At 45.4% G+C, this 20,830-nt stretch carries 18 protein-coding genes; 10 read left to right on the top strand and 8 right to left on the bottom strand.

What is annotated here, in order from left to right:
- Positions 1-430: 430 nt before the first annotated feature.
- Both ACO06Y_RS11025 and ACO06Y_RS11030 read right to left on the bottom strand, forming a co-directional pair.
- The gene (locus ACO06Y_RS11025; protein WP_422083885.1) at positions 431-1,579 is read right to left on the bottom strand and encodes a gliding motility-associated C-terminal domain-containing protein; all 1,149 of its coding nucleotides are present in this window, start codon (positions 1,577-1,579) and stop codon (positions 431-433) included.
- Positions 1,576-5,715 carry a hypothetical protein gene (locus tag ACO06Y_RS11030; protein ID WP_422083886.1) on the bottom strand — a complete coding sequence of 1,380 codons (4,140 nt, stop codon included), beginning with the start codon at positions 5,713-5,715 and terminating at the stop codon, positions 1,576-1,578. Before ACO06Y_RS11030 ends, ACO06Y_RS11025 begins: the two co-directional genes overlap by 4 nt.
- Before the next feature lie 269 nt (positions 5,716-5,984).
- Here ACO06Y_RS11030 and ACO06Y_RS11035 point away from each other — a divergent pair, with 269 nt between their 5' ends.
- From ACO06Y_RS11035 to ACO06Y_RS11060, 6 genes are all read left to right on the top strand, one after another.
- Positions 5,985-6,731: a carboxypeptidase-like regulatory domain-containing protein gene (locus ACO06Y_RS11035; protein WP_422083887.1), complete on the top strand. Its 747-nt coding sequence runs from the start codon at positions 5,985-5,987 to the stop codon at positions 6,729-6,731.
- Complete coding sequence (locus tag ACO06Y_RS11040; RefSeq protein ID WP_422083888.1) at positions 6,718-7,500, top strand: carboxypeptidase-like regulatory domain-containing protein; 783 nt, start codon at positions 6,718-6,720, stop codon at positions 7,498-7,500. The genes ACO06Y_RS11035 and ACO06Y_RS11040 overlap by 14 nt, the downstream gene beginning before the upstream one ends.
- A 435-nt stretch (positions 7,501-7,935) precedes the next feature.
- Positions 7,936-8,442: a DUF6702 family protein gene (locus ACO06Y_RS11045; RefSeq protein WP_422083889.1), complete on the top strand. Its 507-nt coding sequence runs from the start codon at positions 7,936-7,938 to the stop codon at positions 8,440-8,442.
- A 59-nt stretch (positions 8,443-8,501) separates the two neighbouring features.
- Positions 8,502-10,808 carry a M1 family metallopeptidase gene (locus ACO06Y_RS11050; protein WP_422083890.1) on the top strand — a complete coding sequence of 769 codons (2,307 nt, stop codon included), beginning with the start codon at positions 8,502-8,504 and terminating at the stop codon, positions 10,806-10,808.
- A 110-nt stretch (positions 10,809-10,918) separates the two neighbouring features.
- Positions 10,919-11,257, top strand: a complete 339-nt coding sequence (locus ACO06Y_RS11055; RefSeq protein ID WP_422083891.1) for a Sec-independent protein translocase subunit TatA/TatB — start codon at positions 10,919-10,921, stop codon at positions 11,255-11,257.
- Between the two features lie 8 nt (positions 11,258-11,265).
- On the top strand, positions 11,266-11,838 hold the full coding sequence (locus tag ACO06Y_RS11060) for a phosphatase PAP2 family protein (protein WP_422083892.1): 573 nt from the start codon (positions 11,266-11,268) through the stop codon (positions 11,836-11,838).
- On the opposite strand, the gene ACO06Y_RS11065 is transcribed toward ACO06Y_RS11060, so the two are convergent.
- Positions 11,804-12,445: an O-methyltransferase gene (locus ACO06Y_RS11065; protein WP_422083893.1), complete on the bottom strand. Its 642-nt coding sequence runs from the start codon at positions 12,443-12,445 to the stop codon at positions 11,804-11,806. The two genes, ACO06Y_RS11060 and ACO06Y_RS11065, sit on opposite strands and share 35 nt — an antisense overlap.
- Before the next feature lie 52 nt (positions 12,446-12,497).
- Between ACO06Y_RS11065 and ACO06Y_RS11070 the strand changes: the two genes are divergently transcribed.
- From ACO06Y_RS11070 to ACO06Y_RS11080, 3 genes are all read left to right on the top strand, one after another.
- Positions 12,498-12,956, top strand: coding sequence for a GNAT family N-acetyltransferase (locus ACO06Y_RS11070; RefSeq protein ID WP_422083894.1), 459 nt, complete (start codon positions 12,498-12,500; stop codon positions 12,954-12,956).
- Positions 12,957-13,015: 59 nt separating this feature from the next.
- On the top strand, positions 13,016-14,296 hold the full coding sequence (kynU, locus tag ACO06Y_RS11075) for a kynureninase (protein WP_422083895.1): 1,281 nt from the start codon (positions 13,016-13,018) through the stop codon (positions 14,294-14,296).
- Between the two features lie 64 nt (positions 14,297-14,360).
- Positions 14,361-15,515: an MFS transporter gene (locus ACO06Y_RS11080; RefSeq protein ID WP_422083896.1), complete on the top strand. Its 1,155-nt coding sequence runs from the start codon at positions 14,361-14,363 to the stop codon at positions 15,513-15,515.
- A gap of 10 nt (positions 15,516-15,525) precedes the next feature.
- Here the strand turns inward: ACO06Y_RS11080 and ACO06Y_RS11085 are convergent, their stop codons facing one another.
- Positions 15,526-16,206 (bottom strand): hypothetical protein, encoded by a 681-nt coding sequence (locus ACO06Y_RS11085; protein WP_422083897.1) that lies wholly within the window; start codon positions 16,204-16,206, stop codon positions 15,526-15,528.
- A 113-nt stretch (positions 16,207-16,319) separates the two neighbouring features.
- On the opposite strand from ACO06Y_RS11085, the gene ACO06Y_RS11090 reads away from it, so the two are divergent.
- Positions 16,320-16,868, top strand: a complete 549-nt coding sequence (locus tag ACO06Y_RS11090; protein WP_422083898.1) for a ClpP family protease — start codon at positions 16,320-16,322, stop codon at positions 16,866-16,868.
- 179 nt (positions 16,869-17,047) lie between these two features.
- Here the strand turns inward: ACO06Y_RS11090 and ACO06Y_RS11095 are convergent, their stop codons facing one another.
- Genes ACO06Y_RS11095 through ACO06Y_RS11110 form a run of 4 tightly spaced genes read right to left on the bottom strand, consistent with a single transcriptional unit; the run spans position 17,048 to position 20,744 of the window.
- Entirely contained in the window at positions 17,048-18,580 is a 1,533-nt protein-coding gene (locus ACO06Y_RS11095; RefSeq protein ID WP_422083899.1) for a cryptochrome/photolyase family protein, read from the bottom strand.
- A 28-nt stretch (positions 18,581-18,608) separates the two neighbouring features.
- Positions 18,609-19,904 carry a DASH family cryptochrome gene (locus ACO06Y_RS11100; protein ID WP_422083900.1) on the bottom strand — a complete coding sequence of 432 codons (1,296 nt, stop codon included), beginning with the start codon at positions 19,902-19,904 and terminating at the stop codon, positions 18,609-18,611.
- Positions 19,905-19,948: 44 nt separating this feature from the next.
- On the bottom strand, positions 19,949-20,113 hold the full coding sequence (locus tag ACO06Y_RS11105; protein WP_422083901.1) for a DUF2256 domain-containing protein: 165 nt from the start codon (positions 20,111-20,113) through the stop codon (positions 19,949-19,951).
- Between the two features lie 7 nt (positions 20,114-20,120).
- Positions 20,121-20,744, bottom strand: a complete 624-nt coding sequence (locus ACO06Y_RS11110; RefSeq protein WP_422083902.1) for a flavin reductase family protein — start codon at positions 20,742-20,744, stop codon at positions 20,121-20,123.
- Between the last annotated feature and the right edge of the window lie 86 nt (positions 20,745-20,830).

Below are 20,830 nucleotides of genomic sequence, written 5' to 3' on the forward strand. Positions count from 1 at the left end.
CACAGAGGTTGTTCCACTGTAAGCCGTTGAAGTAATGGATACACTGGGTATCCGTATTGTACACCATGGCTCCGTGTAGGGGAACAATACCTTGCATTTGTGAAGTGGAGACCCGGGTAAGTACCAAAGCTTTGTCCGTACTTTCCAGCTCTACGATGGAGGCCCCGTTGATGGTGTTTGGGTTTTCTCCTATTTTTACCTGTGCCGTTGCGAAATTAACTCCTATAAATAGCAGTATCCATCCGAGTTTTTTAAAGTCCATTTGGCTATAATTTGGGGGTCAATGGTATAATTTCCCGTAAAATTAAAGGACAAAGGGATGGAGGTTCCTAAAATGTTGTGTAGCCGCTATAAAATGTTGTGAATAGAGTAGTGCCCGCAAATTACCTTAAAAAATGGCACTTAATCGATGTAGTGAAGTACGATTTTCTTATCGGGAGAGATACAAAAACCCTTGGAAATCAAGATTTAAGTCTTCCAAGGAAACAATGTAAAAATAGATTCCGATAGGGAGCCCTTTTTCCCGGGAAATGACCATATTATCCACATTGGAAAATCCATTGAACTCGTTTACGTAGTTCCTTTTCTCGAATACTTTTAACCCGTTCCGATCATAGATCCGAAGGATATTATTGGGCGATTGTTCCAGTTCGGGAATGGTTAAAAAATCGTTTAGGCCATCACCATTGGGTGTAATCAGGTAGTTGTCCAAATCCAGTATATCCGTGGGTTCCCCTATAGCCCCGAAGGTGATGATCTCATAGTTGTCCGGAATAAACGGGGCGGATACCACAAAACCTTGACTCAGGTCACCTACTGCACCACCTTCCCCAAGACTTTCCCAACGCCCCGTACTTTTGTTCCACCCCACAGGAATAATTGTACCAATATCTTCCGTTAGTGCCCCGATATTACTACGCTCGTTCCAGCTGATACTAATGGTAGAGGACACATTGCCTACCAGACGCCAAAATTCAGTGGTACTAATGGCACCCATGTCCCTAGGCCTGTTTTCCGTATCAAAACCTTCATTAAAAGAGATGGGATTATTGGGGTCTTCCAAAAAATAAGCGCATTTGGCAGAGGGATTGACCCCTTCGGAATTTAAGATCAAGGGACGTAATTGTTGGTTATCACCGATAGGGAAGGTAAAGTTTTGTTGGCTAATGACCTCGGCATAACCGTTGACCTTGGAGAAGTTTCCCTCACCGACGTAAAAGGCATCAGGCAGAAAATTATAGGTAATATCACTCTGATTTCGAGGGGTCAAAAAATCCCCGGAGATAAAGTTGGTGTTATTGCCATTGTCCAAGCCTACCTGTAGCAAAACCCCACTATCATTGGCCAGTTCCACGTCAAAAAACGAGGGAATAAAGGCCCCGGAAACGGTAAGGGGTGCAAAACCATAGAATCCGGCCAGTCCAAGATTTTGATCAAAAGCGGAATCATTGATCAGATCTGTATGAAAGCCGAGTTGCCCTTGCTCGTGGATACGGATATTGCCACTGTTATAGAGCGCAGGCTGGGCCATAATCCCCAAGGTTTGTAAAAGAACAAGTATATAAAGGATTTTCTTCACTCTTTGCTTTTGAAGGTTTTAAGTAGGGCCTTTATTTCCTGGATATCCTTTCGTAGCGCCTGGACTTCCTGGGCAAGCGTATCCTTTTCGTTTTGGAGCTGCTCGATCTTCTTTTCCTGGGCTATGGTATGAAGGAACAATTCCTCGATTTTTTCCAGGTTTTTAAGATTGGATTGACTCAAATTCCAAAACCCATCCGCTTTGGCCTGGGCAGCCGATTTGATACCCGGTAAATGATGGTTTTCCTTTACAAAGGCCTCGATTTCGTCTAGGCTTTTGAACTTATACTGGTCGTTTAAAGAAGAATAGCCTTTAAAATACTTTTGGAAGACGTAGTCTGGTGTTTGATCCACTAAGTCCCCGTTGGTTAAAATGTCGCCTTCTGCCAATATGTCGCCATCAACATGCAATTTTGCCGTGGGTGCAATACCGATTCCAACATTCTGACCGGCATCAATTCTCATAGCTTCTGTCCCTCCTGTAGAAAAAGCCAGTTGATCGGCTGCGGCTCTAAACATACCAGTGTTGCTGTCGTTGCCGGTGCTGAAGCTATATGCTGGTTCCGTTGCATTGCCTTCGGACGATGCAACACCTTCTGTTCTTATTTGGCCAGTTACATGTAACTTATTCGCGGGGTTATCAGTGCCGATTCCAAGCCTATCTAAAGTATTGTTCCAAAAAAGTTGTGCGTTATTCTCCGTAGGCAATCCTGTGCCATTTTCAGCAAAAAAGATAGACCCTGCTGTGCCTGTAATATTTCCGTTGTCCGCTGCCGGCACCCATGTGGTCGTCGCGTTGTCCCATTTGAGCACCTGTCCGTCGGCGGCCCCCATCTGGTTCAGGTCCTCGGCGAGTATGGTCGCGTTGGCGATATTGTCCGCCGTCACGGCGTTTGCCGCGAGCTGTGCGTTGCCGATCCCGAGCGGTGCGACCTGTACGTTGTCGCCTGAGAGCTGTAGGGTCGTCCCGTCCACGTTGACATCGTATCCGTTGGCGGAATCGAAGTCGGACAGCCCGTCGTTGGCGTCTGTATCGGTCACCGCCGCCCCTCCGGTGGCGTCAGCGGCGGGCGCCCATGTGGTCGTCGCGTTGTCCCATTTGAGCACCTGTCCGTCCGCGGCCCCCATCTGGTTCAGGTCCTCGGCGAGTATGGTCGCGTTGGCGATCTTGTCGGCGGTCACGGCGTTGGCTGCGAGCTGTGCGTTTCCTATGCCCAAGAGCGCCACCTGTACGTTGTCCCCTGCGAGCTCTAGGGTGGCCCCGTCCACGTTGACGTCGTATCCGTTGGCGGAATCGAAGTCGGATAGCCCGTCGTTGGCATCGGTATCGGTCACCGCCGCCCCTCCGGTGGCGTCAGCGGCGGGCGCCCATGTGGTCGTCGCGTTGTCCCATTTGAGCACCTGTCCGTCGGCGGCCCCCATCTGGTTCAGGTCCTCGGCGAGTATGGTTGCGTTTGCGATCTTGTCGGCGGTCACGGCGTTGGCTGCGAGCTGTGCGTTTCCTATGCCCAAGAGCGCCACCTGTACGTTGTCCCCTGCGAGCTCTAGGGTGGCCCCGTCCACGTTGACGTCGTATCCGTTGGCGGAATCGAAGTCGGATAGCCCGTCGTTGGCATCGGTATCGGTCACCGCCGCCCCTCCTGTGGCATCGGCAGCCGGCACCCATGTGGTCGTCGCGTTGTCCCATTTGAGCACCTGTCCGTCGGCGGCCCCCATCTGGTTCAGGTCCTCGGCGAGTATGGTTGCGTTTGCGATCTTGTCGGCGGTCACGGCGTTGGCTGCGAGCTGTGCGTTTCCTATGCCCAAGAGCGCCACCTGTACGTTGTCCCCTGCGAGCTCTAGGGTGGCCCCGTCCACGTTGACGTCGTATCCGTTGGCGGAATCGAAGTCGGATAGCCCGTCGTTGGCATCGGTATCGGTCACCGCCGCCCCTCCTGTGGCATCGGCAGCCGGCACCCATGTGGTCGTCGCGTTGTCCCATTTGAGCACCTGTCCGTCGGCGGCCCCCATCTGGTTCAGGTCCTCGGCGAGTATGGTTGCGTTTGCGATCTTGTCGGCGGTCACGGCGTTGGCTGCGAGCTGTGCGTTTCCTATGCCCAAGAGCGCCACCTGTACGTTGTCCCCTGCGAGCTCTAGGGTGGCCCCGTCCACGTTGACGTCGTATCCGTTGGCGGAATCGAAGTCGGATAGCCCGTCGTTGGCATCGGTATCGGTCACCGCCGCCCCTCCTGTGGCATCGGCAGCCGGCACCCATGTGGTCGTCGCGTTGTCCCATTTGAGCACCTGTCCGTCGGCGGCCCCCATCTGGTTCAGATCCTCGGCGAGTATGGTTGCGTTTGCGATCTTGTCGGCGGTCACGGCGTTGGCTGCGAGCTGTGCGTTTCCTATGCCCAAGAGCGCCACCTGAAATTCATCGCCTAGTGTCCCGTCTCCCGTAATGGTAGTCTGGTCTGCAAGCTCTGTTGTTCCCACACCCGTTAGGTCTACCCAGGTAACTGCCGTACCGGCCCCATTTGTACGTAGGATTTGATTAGGCGCACCGGGAGCTATTTTGGCGTCGGTAACATTGGCATCAAGAATCTTCGGTGTGGTTATACCATTGTCTAATACTTGCAAAGGGGTAGCAACGCCATCCCCCACTATAGTAACCCCATCAGAATTAACAGCACCGCCTGTACCAGTAGGAAGGTCATCCCAAACTACATTTCCCGTACCCAACTCGGTTCTTAAAAATTGGCCCAAAACTGCTGAAGGTTCTATTTTAAATGGATCCGCGTTTGTTCCGATACCGGTAATCGTGATTCCATCCGCTTCCTCAGTAGATCCGGTGGTGGCCGGTAAATCTACCCAGGTGACTGCCGTACCTCCGGCATTCGTCCTTAGAATTTGATTCGCTGCCCCTGGAGCTATTTTGGTATCGGTAACATTGGCGTTCACTATGTTAACCGTTTGTACGGCATTATTGGCAAGTTTCGCATTATCTATGGCGTTATCCGCAACCTCAAATTCATTCCCCGCCTGACCATTCCCAACAATGGTGATTTGGTCGGCCAATTCCGTCGTACCGCCACCTCCTGCCAAGGCACTTAGATCCACCTGATTACCAATTGTGGCCGGTCTGGTCAATGTTAGTATGTTTGTTGTACCATCAAAAGCCAAATCCGTCAGTTCGTTGGTATCATCCGTATCGTCATTGGCAATATGGTTCGTAAGGTTGGTCGCATTGGCGGTTATATCATTTTGTAAGGGAACCGCATTGAATAAGGCTCCACCATCGGTTCCGGCAACTATGGAGTTTGGCGTATTTGCGCTTACTATGGTCTGTGCAGAGCCGCCTACGGCCGCATCCACATAGGTCTTTACCGCATTTTGCGTGGGGAAAAGAACCGTGGAGTTACCAAGCGCTATGTCATCGGATTTATTGGCCGTATCTTCCTTTAACGCCAAGGCATTGGCATTGGTAAGGATATTTGCAGCATTGGTGTTTATATTGGTTTCCAAAACGCTATCATCATAAAACGCCCCACCGTTATCCGTAAGGGCATTGTCCGGGTCGTTGCTTACAATGTCCCCTCCGGTAATAAAACCGGGGGTATTCGCAAAGTCGTCCAAACTAAATTCGTCAGTGGCCAAGGCATCCACACCTACTGAATTTTCCGAAAGTTCGTCCCTACCCACCGAATCATCGGCCAGTTTATTGGGGCCAATGGAATTGTCCTGGATGTCCTCCCCCCTAACGCCACCGTTTACGATCTGCTCCGTACGGATACTGTTGGGGGCCACTTCAAAATTGATGATATCGTCATTTCGTGTAATGACAATGGTACTGAGCGCGTTCTCTATAGGGTCAGCCGTAAATGTCAAGTCCGCCGAATCGCATAAATTGGCCCACTGTACCCCATCAAAATAGTGGATACATTGGGTGTCCGTGTTGTAGACCAATGCCCCTGGATTGGGAACAATACTTTCCATTTGTTGTGTGTTGATTCGGGTGATGACCAAAACCCGCGAATTACTTTCCAATTCCAGCACAGAAGCCGGATCCAGGTTCTGGGGATTATCCCCGATTTTAATCTGACCGTTCGCCAGACTACAGAAGAGAAGGCCAATGGATAGGAGCACTATGTTCGCTTTCATAGGTAGACACTTTATGCCGTGAACGGCGGGACTAACAAAAGTAAAATTATCTACCCACATACCTAATTTTAGCGGTTAAAATGCGCAGGTATCGGGGTGAAGTGAAAACAATTTTTTGCGAAGCCCTCCGGGGCGATTCGGATATCCCAAAATCAAGGGGATTACTCCCTGAAAAAAGTAGAATTCCTGGAAATTAACAAAAGTTTAGAGACGTGCGTTTTTTTATGAGGATAACTTATACTTTCTTTATCTTTCTTAAAAAAAGTATAATGAGATACCTTTTGCCGCTGTTGCTCTGCATTTTTTTTGGTAATGCCGGATCGGCACAGGATGATGAGCGTACGATTTTACGGGGAAAGGTTCTGTACCGCAACAGTAGCGTGGTCAATGAAAATGTAATCAATACCACCACGGAAAGGGCCACGATCACGAATGACAATGGGGAATTTGCGATTCGGGTGAAGGAGGGCGACGAACTTGTTTTTACCGCGGTAAACTATCAATTGGAGATTGTAAAGATTACCGAGGAAATACTTCAACGCAACCGCTTGGTGGTAGAGGTGAACGAGAAAGTGACCGAATTGGACGAGGTGGTACTGTCCCCCGAGGACCAAGAACGTTATTTGGCGCTAAAGAACGAGCAACTCAAAGGTTTCGAGTACGAAATCGACCGTTCCACGGAAGTGGAGAACATAGCCATGTCGCAAACCGATCGTGGAATGCGGGACGGTCTAAACATCGCCAATATTTTTAGGGCACTACTGAAATCGGGCAAGGCGGCGGAAGAAGAGGGACCTAGGTTAAAGGTAAGTGAAGCCTTACGACAGATCTACGATGACGAGTTCTTTGTATTGGACCTAAAACTCCCTCAGGATAAGATCGATGCTTTTTTACTGTACTGTGACACGCAGATGCCGGCACAATCTTTGCTGCGAAAGGACAATGAGTTCCAGTTGATCGATTTTCTGGTAACACATAGCGAAACGTTCCGTAAGTCCTTGGATGAAGGGAAATAGTACAGTTCTTATATGTTTTCTTTTATGCGCCATTTCCATGGAGGCCCAATCCCTTCTTTCCAAAAGATTGGAAGGGCGGGTGTATAGTAAAGAAGGGGACGTAGCGGCTACCCATGTACTGAACATTACCGCACAAAAGGCAACGATAACCGATGTAAACGGTTTTTTTTCAATTTCGGTCAAACTCAATGATACCCTAGTCTTTTCCGCGATCCAATTTAAACGGAAAGAGGTCGTTGTAAGTCCAAAAGTGTTGGAAAGCAAATTTTTGCTGGTCCCTTTGGAAGAAGCGCTTACGGAACTGGACGAGGTGGTGGTACGCCTCTATAATTTATCCGGGGATATGGGTTCGGATTTGAACAACCTGGAGACCGAATCCGTTGTAACGGCTTCCACCCTGGGATTGCCCAATGCCTATGTAAAGCCCCCTACGCAGGCCGAACGACAATTCTTTGAAGCTACCACCGGAGGGGGTATCGTTCCCTTAAACCCTATCCTGAACGCTATTTCCGGTCGTACCAAAATGTTGAAAAACCGGCTAAAACGAAACACAAAGTATGAACGCACCCAAAGGGTTCGGGCATTTTATCCGGATTCCCTTTTTGTAAAGGATTTGAAAATACCTCAGGAAAGTATACCGGATTTTATGTATTTCTGTGAAGTGGATTCTACTTTTCAGGCCATAGTGGACACCCATGATCAGCTGAAGATATGGGAATACATGCGAAAAAAGAGTCAGTACTATCGGAAAAACAATAAGTTGGAATAGTTTTTTTAGACGCTAGACGCTAGACGCTAGACGCTGGACGCTGGACGCTGGACGCTGGACGCTGGGCGCTGGACGCTGGACGCTGGACGTGTAATGTTAGGTTCAGTGTGAGAACCAAAATTCAAAACTCAAGCCCAACCTCTAGACGTTGACCTCTTCGGAAAGATGAAAGGATGGAAAGACATTGCAAGTACCGCATAAACTATGAGTTTTTGACCATGAACAATTGACAATGAACAGTGAACAATTAACAGTGGGTAGTGAACAATGAAGGATTAACGGCTATGTTGTTTTGATCTGTAGTTGAAGGAGCAAAATCCAACACTTAACTTCCAGAAACCTGAAACCTGAAACCCAAAACTGAAAACGAACAACCAATATCAAACTACAAGCACGGACATCAATTTTGGCACGTGGTTTGCTTATTTTTGAAGGATGAAACTATTTAAGAAAGGACTTTTCCTGTTGGTCCTGCCCCTGTTTGCCTTTGTTTTGGCACATAAGTTTTATGTAAGCGTCACCAACGTTGGGTATTCGGAAAAGGAGGATGCGTTACAGATAACTTGTCGGATTTTCATAGACGACCTTGAAAACGTACTGGAAGAGCGCTATGATTTTAAGGCGTATCTAGCGACCCACGAGGAATCCGAGTCCGCCGACAGCCTTATTGAAAGATACCTAAGATCCAAATTCACCATACAAATCGACGGTAGCGATATGGCCTATGATTTTTTTGGCAAAAAATATGATCATGATGTGGTGATATGTTATATAGAGGTTCCCAAAATCGATTTAAAAAATAAAACCAGCATTCGGATCAGGAACGAAGTACTCACCGATTTGTTCGAAGAACAACAAAACATTGTCCATTTTCGGATCCAGGGAAAGAAAAAAAGCTTTGTACTCACCAAGTCCGATACTAACGGAACGTTAAATTTGTAACATTTTTCCGAATAAAACCAAAAAAAGTTTAACTTTCGCGCCTTATAAATTAAACAAGAATGAAGTCTATTCCCATTTTTTTCACCTCACTATTGTTCCTTTTGGGAGGAACGGCCATAGCCCAATATAACGATGAAAACCGTGAACCGGGTCATTACAACCAGAACAAGTTTAAGCAGCTCTATGAAGAGTTCGCTACACCAAATACGTATCGATCGGCTTCCGGTGCCCCCGGTCCGGATTACTATCAACAACAGGCAGACTATGTCATGGACATTGAACTGGATGATAAAAACGCCAGAATATATGGGGAAGAGACCATAACCTACACGAACAATTCCCCGGATGATTTGGAATACCTTTGGTTGCAGCTAGATCAGAATGTACGCATCAAGGACACCAAATCCGCCTTGCGGAATGAAACGAGGATTGCCCAAGCGGAAAGGGTGGAAAGCTTTGTAAAAAAGTATGTTTCGGAACCTTTTGATGGCGGTTTCAATATTGAGTTCGTTAAGGATGTTAATGGAAGGCCCCTATCGTATACCATCAATCAAACGATGATGCGGATAGATATCCCACGACCGCTAAAAAGCAAGGAACAGATTTCCTTTTCCATAAAATGGAATTACAATATCCCCGACCACACCGTGAATAGGGCCAGATCTGGATATGAGTATTTTCCAAAAGATGGTAATAGGGCCTATGTCATTGCCCAGTTTTTCCCAAGAATGGCCGTTTATAGCGATGTTGAGGGTTGGCAGAACCATCAATTTTGGGGAAGCGGGGAGTTTGCCCTACCCTTTGGGGATTATGAAGTGAACATCACGGTACCGGCGGATCATGTACTGGATGCCACCGGAACCCTACAGAACCGAAAAGAGGTATTTTCCAGGGAGATGTTGAAACGCTATGACCAGTCAAAGAAATCCTACGACAAACCTGTATTGATCGTTACCCAGGAAGAAGCCGAAGCCGCCGAAAAAGGATTTTCGGAAAAAAAGAAGACTTGGCGCTTTAAGGCAAAAAACGTAAGGGACTATGGTTTTGCCACATCCCGTAAGTTTATATGGGACATGCAGGCCGTTAAGATAGGCAACAAGGACGTTATGGCCGTTTCGCTTTACCCTAAGGAAGGCAATCCGCTTTGGGAAGAGTATTCCACCAAGGCCGTTGCCCATACCTTAAAATCCTATTCGGAGCACACATTTGATTACCCTTATCCCAAGGCCATTTCGGTACATGCCAAAAATCAAGGTATGGAGTATCCCATGATCTGTTGGAACTATGGCCGTCCCAATACCGATGGCTCATACTCGGATCAGGTAAAATTCGGGATGATAAGTGTCATCATACATGAGGTGGGCCATAACTTTTTCCCTATGATCGTCAATTCCGATGAACGGCAGTGGGGTTGGATGGACGAAGGTCTGGATACCTTTATGCAATACATGGCGGAGCAGGAATTCGGAGAGAAATATCCCGATGCGATTGCGGGATATGAGACCTACCCGTCCAGAAGGGGAGAACCCTACAAAGTGGTTCCCTATATGGCAGGAGATCAAAGTACATTGGCGCCTATTATGTCCAATCCCGAAAATGTATACCAACTTGGACCCAATGCTTACGGCAAGCCTGCGACGGCCTTGAACATTCTTCGCGAGACCGTTATGGGAAGGGAACTTTTTGACCATGCTTTTAAGACCTATGCCCAACGTTGGAAGTTTAAGCATCCGACCCCGGAGGACTTTTTCCGGACCATGGAGGATGCCTCAGCGGTGGATTTGGATTGGTATTGGAGGTCCTGGTTCTATACCACGGATTATGTGGATATAGGTGTGAAAGACATAAAAAAGTATTTTGTAAACGATGGTCCCACAAAAGAGATGCGTGAGTATATGGCACAAAGGAACATTTCCGAGGCAGATTTACTGCCCCAGGTTTTCCTGGCCGAGGAAGATAGCGATGATTTTAACGAGGACTTAAAGGGGAAGGAAGCTTCGCAAAATTCCATGTTCCTTAAGGAGTTTATGATGGACAAGATGAGTGCGGAGGAAAGGGCGCTTGTTAAGGAACCCAAGTATTTTTATGAAATTACCTTTGATAAGCCCGGTGGAATACCAATGCCATTGATTGTTGAGTATACCTATGCCGACGGAACCAAGGAGAACATAACCTATCCCGCCGAAATATGGAGAAAAAATGATAAGGAGGTCAAAAGGGTCATTGCCTCCGATAAAGAACTGGTGGGCGTTGTAGTAGACCCAAAATTGGAAACCGCGGATATAGATATCACCAATAACTCTTGGCCCCAAAAAGAGGCAAAATCCGATTTTGACAAATTTAAGGAGAATATCAAGGGCAAATAAGCGACTAAAGGAGCATTGATCGACCCTGTCCCAAGTAATCTGCTTACTTTTTGGACAGGAAACCTTGGAGGTCTCTTCAATTGCTATCCAAACTTGACTATATTTGTAGTATGTATGCTGTACACTTTTTGTTCATAAGCGGAGGTGAGATATTCTTCATCATGTTTATCGTGGTCATGGTTTTCGGCGCCGATAAAATTCCAGGTATTGCCAAAGGTTTGGGGAAAGGTATGCGCCAATTAAAAGACGCCACGGAAGATATTAAGCAAGAAATTCAGAGAAGTGCGGAGAAACAAGGTATTGATACTAGCTTGGTATCGGATATCCAAAAGGACATCGATGATGTTAAGAATAGTGTAAGTTCCAACCTAGGCGATGGCATTACCAAGGAGTTGGGCGATGTAAAAAAGAGTATTGATGATGTTTCGGGCACCATCAAGCGACAATAGTTGCGCTTATGCTCGAAAAGATTCTTCAATGGGATAGGGACACATTTATTTACCTCAACAATCTCGGAATAGAAGAATACGATTTTTTTTGGTCCACGGTTACCAACATCTCCACCTGGATTCCGTTATTCATTTTGTTTTTTATCATTATTTACCGGAAATACCCGAAACGGGAAGCACTTTTTGTTTCCCTCACCATAATCGCCCTGGTATTTTTTATTACTACGGCCACGGATATGACCAAGGAATACGTGGCCAGGTTACGGCCCAATAACGATAGTCAGGTCAATACCTTGATACGGATTCTAAAAACTCCGACAACCTATAGTTTTTTTTCAGGCCATGCGTCAAGCTCGTTTTCCGTTACTACGCTGGTAGTGCTCTTTCTTCATAAAAGATTCAAATGGTGTTGGTTCTTCTATGTTTGGCCCTTACTTTTTGCTGCAAGTCGTATCTATGTGGGCGTGCACTATCCCGTAGATATCATAGTGGGCGCTCTGGTTGGGGTTTTATCGGCCTTTCTCTTTTATACCATGTACGTTAGGCTCATCGTACCCTACTTAAGGTTAAGCCGTCCCTAATGGGCAAGAGTACGGTTTCTACCCGGGGATCTTCCTTCAGTTGTTCGTTATAATCCAGGACCACCTTTGTAGTTTTATCCTTTGGATCTAAAGGTTCTACCACTTTGCCGGACCAGAGCACGTTGTCCGATAGAATAATGCTTCCGGATTGCGTTTTTTGAAGAACGGCCTCAAAATAAGCGGGATAGTCCATTTTTTCCGCATCAATAAATACCAAGTCAAAAACAACTTCCAATTCCGGTATAATTTCCAAAGCATCCCCGGTATGTTGTATAATTTTGTTTCCAAACCCACTTTTGTCAAAATACCGCCGTTGTATGCCGTACAATTCTTCATTTTTATCTATGGTATGCAGTTTTCCATCACGGGATAGGCCTTCCGCCAAACAGATGGCCGAATAGCCCGTATAGGTGCCGATTTCCAAAATGGTATTCGGACGTATTATTTTTGACAACAAGCTGAGTACCCTCCCCTGAAAATGACCTGTCAGCATACGGGGCCGAACCACTTTCAGGTGGGTCTCCCGGGTGAGTTCCTGCAATACTTCCGGTTCTTCCTGGGAACGACTTGCAATATATTCTTCCAATATGGGAGATAAAAAGTGCATAAAACGGTTTTGACAAAAATATGGATTACCTTGAAATCGAAAAGCAAAAACCATGGATGGAATTACGATACGACCTGCCCTATTGGGTGATTTACCAATTCTCCAAAAATTCGAACAGGGCGTCATACAGGCGGAAAGACCTTTAGACCCCACCATTAGGAAAGACCCGGTAAACTACTATGATCTGGAATCTATGATACGGGACGATGACTTTGCTGTGGTCGTAGCTGAGTACGAAGGCAATATTGTGGCATCTGGTTATGGCATGGCAAAAAAGGCAAGACACTATTTGGATCATACCTATTACGCTTATCTGGGATTTATGTATACCGAGCCGGAATTTCGGGGAAAGGGGGTAAATCAAAAAGTTCTTTCCGCCCTAAAGGATTGGGCCATTTCCAAAAACTTGACCGAAATTCGCCTTACCGTATACGAAGATAATCCCATTGCTATAAAGGCTTACGAAAAGTTCGGATTTAAAAGGCATATTATTGAGATGCGTCTGGTGTAATTTTCTTAACTACCCCTTCCCATTATCCTTTTTGAAGTCGTAGTTTTGAAAAAAATAATATGCTGTTCCACAACTCCCTTGAATTTGCCCAAAAACTGGATGCCGAGGATCCTCTTGGAACCTATCGGGACGAATTTCATTTTCCTAAGATACATGGAAGGGAAGTCATCTATTTCACGGGCAATTCCCTTGGATTACAGCCCAAGCGCACCCAGAGTTATATTGATGAGATTATGACCGATTGGAAGGAATTGGCCGTAGAAGGCCATTTTCATGCCGATAAACCTTGGTGGGATTATCATGAAAGACTGGCCGAACCCTTGGCAAAGATTGTTGGGGCCAGACCTAAGGAGGTATGTGTTATGAATACCCTTACCGTGAACCTTCATTTTTTGATGGTCTCTTTTTATACGCCTACTCCGGATAGATTCAAGATTTTATGTGAGGAAAAGGCGTTTCCCTCGGATCAATATATGCTTCAGAGTCAGGTAAGGTGGCACGGTCTGGATCCGGAAGAGGCCATTGTAGCAATAAAAAAGAGGGAGGGAGAACACTTTTGGCGTACTGAGGATGTCCTTTCAAAAATCGAAGAAATTGGGGATGGACTTGCTTTGATATTCATGGGTGGTGTAAACTACTACAACGGTCAGTCTTTTGATATGCAGGCCATAACCCAAGCTGGAAGATCTGTAGGGGCAAATGTCGGGTGGGACCTGGCGCACGCTGCGGGAAATGTGGGTCTGGAACTGCATAATTGGGAGGTTGATTTTGCCGCATGGTGCAGCTACAAATACATGAACAGTGGCCCGGGCAACGCTTCGGGTATCTTTGTTCATGAAAAACATGTGGAAAACGAGACCATTCCCCGATTGGAAGGGTGGTGGGGAACCAAAAAGGAGACTCGTTTTTTAATGAAGCCCCAATTTGAACCTATGTCCAGCGCGGATGCCTGGCAACTTAGCAACCCCCCTGTGCTCTCTTTAGCTCCCTATTTGGCTTCCTTGGAAATGTTCGATGAGGTTGGGATGCATGCGCTTATTGAAAAGCGAAACCGATTGACCACTTACCTGGAATTTATCTTAAAGGAAATCGGTAAGGAGGTAAATGGCTCCTTTGAAATTATTACCCCATTGGATAGAGGTTGTCAACTATCCGTTTTTTTACATGGCGAGGGAAGGCCCCTCTTTGATTTTCTGATGAAAAATGGTGTAATCGTTGATTGGAGGGAGCCCAATGTCATCCGTTTGGCACCGGCACCTTTTTATTGTTCCTTCTCGGATATGTACCATTTTGGCCAACTCTTGAAGCAAGGCATCCTATCCAAAACGGCTAGTAGATAGTTATTCGTTTTTAGTAGCTTTGCCGTCTATTAACAAAACCAACCCGTAATACCATCGACCTTAGATGAAATCCCTCTTACTTATTCTTTCCAATGCCCGCTATTTTGGCCCAGCTTGGGTTTTTGCAAGTCTAAACATATTGTTTGGGACATGGGCCATATATATTCCAACGGTAAAGGAGAACTTGGGTATTGATAAGGCCCAATTGGGGATTGCTATTTTTTTTCTATCTCTTGGGGTCTTTACCATATTTCCGATTGCCTCGACGATAATAAATAGGATAGGGGTAGGCAAAGCTACCGGGTACGGCGTCCTGCTGATTTGTATAACTGCGATATTGCCCATTGTGGCACCCAATTATTATACACTAATGGCCGGCTTATTCTTTTTTGGTGCCACCAACGGTTTTACGGACATTTCCATGAACACCCTGGTTACCGAATTGGAAAAGGAGGATAAGACGAAATTTATGTCCGCTTCCCACGGTTTTTTCAGTTTGGGGGGTGTTTTGGCGGGTCTGGGGAGTTTTTTGATCGGCCCATTGGCCAATCCGGCTTTGCACATGGGTATGGCCATTGCCCTGATCTTTATAGTAAATCTTTTTTTTTATGGCAGATACAAGAATATAACGGCCGCTCCGGTGGAGAAGGAGCCTTTTAGCCTAAAACTGTTTAAACCTTTATTGTTATTGGGATTGATTTCCTTTGTTTCCATGGGGAGCGAAGGTGCCATTGTGGACTGGAGCGGACTTTACCTCAAAGAGGTGAGTATTGCTCCGGAAGCGCTATGGGGGGCCGGATTTCTCGGCTTCCAGATTACGATGACCTTAGGGCGGTTCTTGGGTGATGGTATCAGTTCCAAGATCGGTTCGGTGAAAATGGTTTCCTTGGGTGCCCTTGTGGTAATTGCCGGCTATGCCTTGGTATTATCTACCCAAACGTATTTGGCCATATTGGGGTTTGCCCTGAGCGGCCTTGGTTTTTCCGTAATGGTTCCGGAAATTTTCCGGATAGGAGGTAACGTCAGGGGGGTGGATTCGTCCCAGGGCGTATCTTTCATAGCAGGAACGGGGTATACCGGATTTTTGATCGCTCCGCCGATACTGGGGTTTTTGGCGGACAGTTTTTCCTTGGTAGCCTGTTTTTTGGTATTGACCTGCTGTGCCCTTCTAATTTTAGGGGCCACCTTTACGATGAACAAGAAAAGGATAAAATCCTGATTTGGAGCTGTTAGTTGGTCTTTACCGCGACATCCGTAAAATACAGCTTAAAACTGCCATCCTCCTTTTGGTGCATCTTGGCAATTTTTAAACCGCCTATCTCCACATAGTCCTCCCAGGTGGTGATCAAGGAGGGCTCTGCCTGGTTTCCTTTACGGAATACCCATTCCTGTACCATAAAATCGTCCCCAAAGTAAAAGTCATAGGCATCCCCAGGGGTGTAACCGCCCTCGGAACCATATACCACCGTAAGCTTTTGCATGGGTTTTTTGCTTATGGGTGCCTCTACATTTTGGGAATGGTCATAATCGATGCTGTTCTTGTCCCATAAAATATTGATTGGGGCAATCAACCAGTACTTATCATTTATAAAGCCCCCATTGGTCTTGTGGGTTATACTATCCATATCCTTTCTAAGGTAGGTGAGGGTGTCGGTAGCGTTTATGGCCGTAACCTCATTGATCTTTGGTTTCCAGATCCAAGTGCGTTCAAAATGACTGGTGTCCCTATCCACATTAAAGGTGAATTTTAGTTCTTGGACCTCGTTCCAGTTTTCAAATCCGCTGGCATAGGCCAATTCTTCCAAAATGGTCAATTCCTTTTCAACTTCGGTCGGGGTCGTTTTTTTTTCGTTCTTACAGCCTATGACCAGTGTAAGGGCCAGTGCCAAGATATAGAGATATGGTTTCATACTTTGATTTTTTCAAAGATAATCAGTTTTATTCAGATGTCGATTCATTCATTTAGGGGGGTCAGGATTCCCAATAATTTGATTAATTTTACCACTTCACAAGAAAATAAAAAATGAGTTCAAAAAAAGGAAAAGTACAGGAAGCCATACAGGAAAAACTGCTCGATGAACGGAAAGTCTTTTTATGGGGCATGGTGGACGATGATTCGGCCAAACACGTTATTGATCGTCTCTTGTATCTGGATCTTCAAAATAACAAGGAAATACAGTTAATCATCAATAGTCCCGGAGGCTATGTAACATCGGGATTTGCCATTTACGATACCATCAAACAAATTAAAAGCCCGGTGTCCACGGTATGTTCGGGCCTTGCCGCTTCAATGGGCTCTATTTTGTTATCCGTTGGCGAAAAAGGAAGGCGGTTTATCCAACCCCATGCCCGGGTAATGATCCATCAACCCAGTGGCGGCGCAAGGGGGCAGGCATCCAATATAGAAATCCAGGCCAAGGAAATTATAAAGACCAAGGAATTGGGAGCCAAGATTTTAGCCGAGAATTGTGGGCAAACCTTCGAAAAGGTCATGAAGGATTTTGACCGTGACTATTGGATGGGCGCCGAGGAATCCGTGGAATATGGTATTGTTGACGGAATTTTGGAATAGTCTCGCTCTAATTTGACAAAGCTCTTGTAGGGATTAAAATACTGAAAAAGTCCTTCGCAAACCTAATGTGAAGGACTTTCTGAATATATATGGACGCCTAAGCGGAAAATTCGTTATATATACGTTGCAAAGATATTATAAGGATGTGATAGCACCGTTAAATGTTTATTAAATAGGGATTAATACTTCCCGGGATTTTGAATGATGTCTCTTGCGCGTTGCTTTAAATCCCTTAACTCTGGTTTGTCCTTTTTCTCCAAAAGATTTAACATCATACTCATCCTGGGGTTATTTACAAAATATTCCTTTTTCTCGTCCAAGAAGTTCCAATACAAAGCGTTGAAAGGACATCCTTGTTCACCGGTCTTTTGTTTTGGGCTATAGTGGCAATCGGTGCAGTAATTGCTCATTTTGTTGATGTAATTGGCACTACTAACGTAGGGTTTGGTGGCGACCAAGCCACCATCGGCAAACTGACTCATGCCCCGGGTATTGGTAATCTCTACCCATTCCACCGCATCGATATAGATACCCAAATACCATTGATCTACTTCATCTGGATGGGTCTGGGTCAATAAGGCAAAGTTCCCCGTAACCATCAAACGCTGTATGTGATGGGCATACGCGGTATCCAAACTTTGTTGTATGGCCTGTTTTAAACAATTCATTTTGGTATGCCCTGTCCAATAGAAGTCGGGTAGTTTATTGTAGTTCCCAAGTTTATTATGGTCGCGGTAACTTGGCATTTCCTTCCAATAAATTCCGCGCATGTATTCGCGCCATCCGATAATTTGGCGTATAAAGCCCTCTATTTGGGAAATATGGATTTCATGGGAATGATGGTCATAGTACTCCAAAACCTGATTTACAACCTCCTTTGGTGAGAGCATTTTGCTGTTCATGGCAAACGAAAGTCGCGAGTGAAATAAAAATTTCTCATCTGTATGCATTGCGTCCTGATAGTCGCCAAAGTATTTCAAGAGATGTTCGCAAAAGTAATGTACCATTAAAAGGCAGTCCTTTCTTGAAACGGGCCAGTTGAAATTGGCCTCGTCCAAATTTCCAAAAGTCTCTACTCCGGATGACCGTATCTGTTGTGCGACCGCAGAAACATCAACGCCAAACATCTTTTCTTGGGGAATCCGCGGGGTTCCTTTCCATTTTTTCCGGTTACTTTGGTCAAAATTCCATTTACTGCCCTTGGGTTGTCCATTTACCATGAGGATATCATGCTTTTTTCGCATCATCCGGTAAAAGCTTTCCATGATCAATTGTTGCTTTCCTTTGAAGAAATCCTTTAACTCATGTCGTGTGGTGTAAAAATGTTCCGTATCATAGGATTCGGTTTCTACACCCAGTATTGGGCAGATAGATTGGAGTTGGGAGTCCAGTCGGTATTCATCGGGGAGTTGGTACTCGAATTTTTCAGCCCCCGAATGTTCCATGTACATCGTTATCAATTTTTCCAGGTCTTGTGGGTTTTCGGGATCCCCGATCTTTAAGTAGATGACCTTATGCCCTTTTTTTTCAAGTTCTTTGGCAAAATTTCGCATGGAGATAAAAAAAGCGACAACCTTTTGAATATGGTGTTTTACATAATCGGTTTCCTGCCGCAATTCGGCCATAAGATACGTCGTGGAATCATCGACCTCGTTGAACCAGCTATGCTCTAGATTGAGTTGGTCTCCTAATATAAGTCGCAGTATTTTCATTTCTTAGATGAGTTTCGGCACACGATTCTTAAAAAAGCGTTTCTTGAAGCCAAAGTGCTTGAAATTTTCCATTGGGGTCGTATCGCTCGGCTTGTCTTCTACTATTAAATGCACGATTACGCGGGTCATTACCGACTCCACTATTGTACATCCAATTACCCCAATTGCTATGTACATCGTAGTCCAGGAGCATACTTTCAAAATAGGCTGCCCCTATGCGCCAATCCTGTTCCAGTACCCGCGACCAAAAACTGGCCACGTTTTGTCGTCCTCGGTTACTCATCCATCCGGTATGGGCTATTTCCTTCATATTGGCATTTATAAAAGGTTCCGTGGTCTGACCGGAAATCCAGCTTTCCGTAGTTCTTTTGGATGTTTTCCATTTGTATTTCCTATTGAGGATACCCCCGATATGAAAGATGTCGTTGCCATGTTTTAGGGAAACATATTTGAAGAAGTCCCGCCAAATAAGTTCAAAAATAAGCCAATACGTATCTTGATTTTTTCTAACGACCCTTTCAAATTCCTTAACCTCCCAATAGATGGTCCGGGCCGAAATGCTTCCATTGGCCAGCCAAGCCGAGAGCTTGGAACTATATCCCGGGCCCATCAGGCCGTTGCGTGTCTTTTTGTAAAAAGCCAATTTTTGGGTTTCCCAGAAATAGTCCTGCACTCTTTCTTGAGCGTTGGTTTCACCGCCTTGGAAAGGGAAGGCCGTTCTGGTATCGATACTGAAATTGTTCAATCCCAAATCCTTCAAACTGGGAACCTCGCTGTTATTTTCGACTAAATTTGTTGAGGGCCTAACCTTTGGGCTTTCCAAAGTGGGCCTCACTTTGCCATAGGTTTCGCACTTTTTCCTAAATTCTGTAAAGACCTTTGGAATCTGTTGAAAGCTATCGTAGGGAATATCGTCCGGATGAAATAGAAACTGATCGTAGCTTTCCTCAAAATTCACGGAAGCCGGAACATGGGCAATTACGGCGTCGCGTGCTTTGTTTTCGTCCCTTGTCCATTCTTTTTGTAGAAATACGTTTTGTATCCCGTGTTCATGTATGAATTTTGGAATCCGGTTTTTAGGGCTGTCTAGGTAAACGAACAATGGAATGTTTAACTTCTTTAGGTTTTCTTTTAGTTGGATGACGGTTTCGATCAAAAATCGGGCCCTAAACCTTTCTGTTTTTCTAAAGCCATAGTCGCCCATGCCAAAAAGCAATGGGTCAAAACAATAAATACCCATTACTTTATCTCCGGAACATGCTTTGTTAAGGGAAGAATTGTCGGCTATCCTAAGATCGTTCCTAAACCAAATTAGATTGTTCATCTACAATGTAAAAAGGGCTTCTAGTTAAATTTGTTTCAAAATGGTCAGTGCGGTTGACGACTTTCAGTCTTTAATCTTTTATTTCGTCTACATCGTTCACTACAGTATTTTACGGTTTCCCAGTTTTTTCTCCATTTTCTTCGCCAACGAAACTCTAGGCCGCAAGTCTCACAGATTTTAATAGGAAGGTCAACCTTTTTATGGGCCATTTTTGATTTACTTAAATTCATCCGGTCTGGCATAGGCCAAGCGGGCCAGCAGTTCGGGAAGGGCATAACCATCCAGTCCTATGGCCGATAGGGTCTGTGCCTTGTCCAATTGTACCCATCCATCCGTATGCTGAATAGTTTTAGGTAAATAGATGTGACGAATACTTCCGATGATCAAAAGGCAACCGTTTTCCTTTATTTCATAAGCATTCTCATAACGGCACCCCAGTTTTATGATACTTTCCTTAACGTAGGGTGCGCGAAAGTCGTCCAAATACTCTGGGGTCAAGCCCGTTTTTTCAAATTCGGAGATTCCCTTTTCATATTTTGCCGAAGTTTGATGTGCCTGCTCCAATATGGATTTATTTACATGATTAAGGGTAAAATCCCCGTTTTGTCTTAGATTTTCATAGGTATCCCGTCTGACGGTTAGCGGTCTAAGGATAAAACCTAAAAGTGCTGGATTACTTCCTATATGTATAATGGAATTAAAAATGGCCAGATTGGTAATTCCTTTCCCGGAAATTGTTCCAAGCAGGTTGCAGGATTTATATCCTGTACAACTATTGATAAGGTTGGATTTATAACGGGTGGGGAGATTGTCCAAATCGGACTTGGAATAGTGCACCATATATTTTTTGTTTTACTAAATTAAATAAAAGTTAAACAAAAAATGTTAACTAATCTCTAAACTTGACATTTCAGATTGCTTTTCAA

Source organism: Ulvibacterium sp., assembly GCF_965228935.1.
In the GTDB taxonomy this organism is placed as follows: domain Bacteria; phylum Bacteroidota; class Bacteroidia; order Flavobacteriales; family Flavobacteriaceae; genus Ulvibacterium.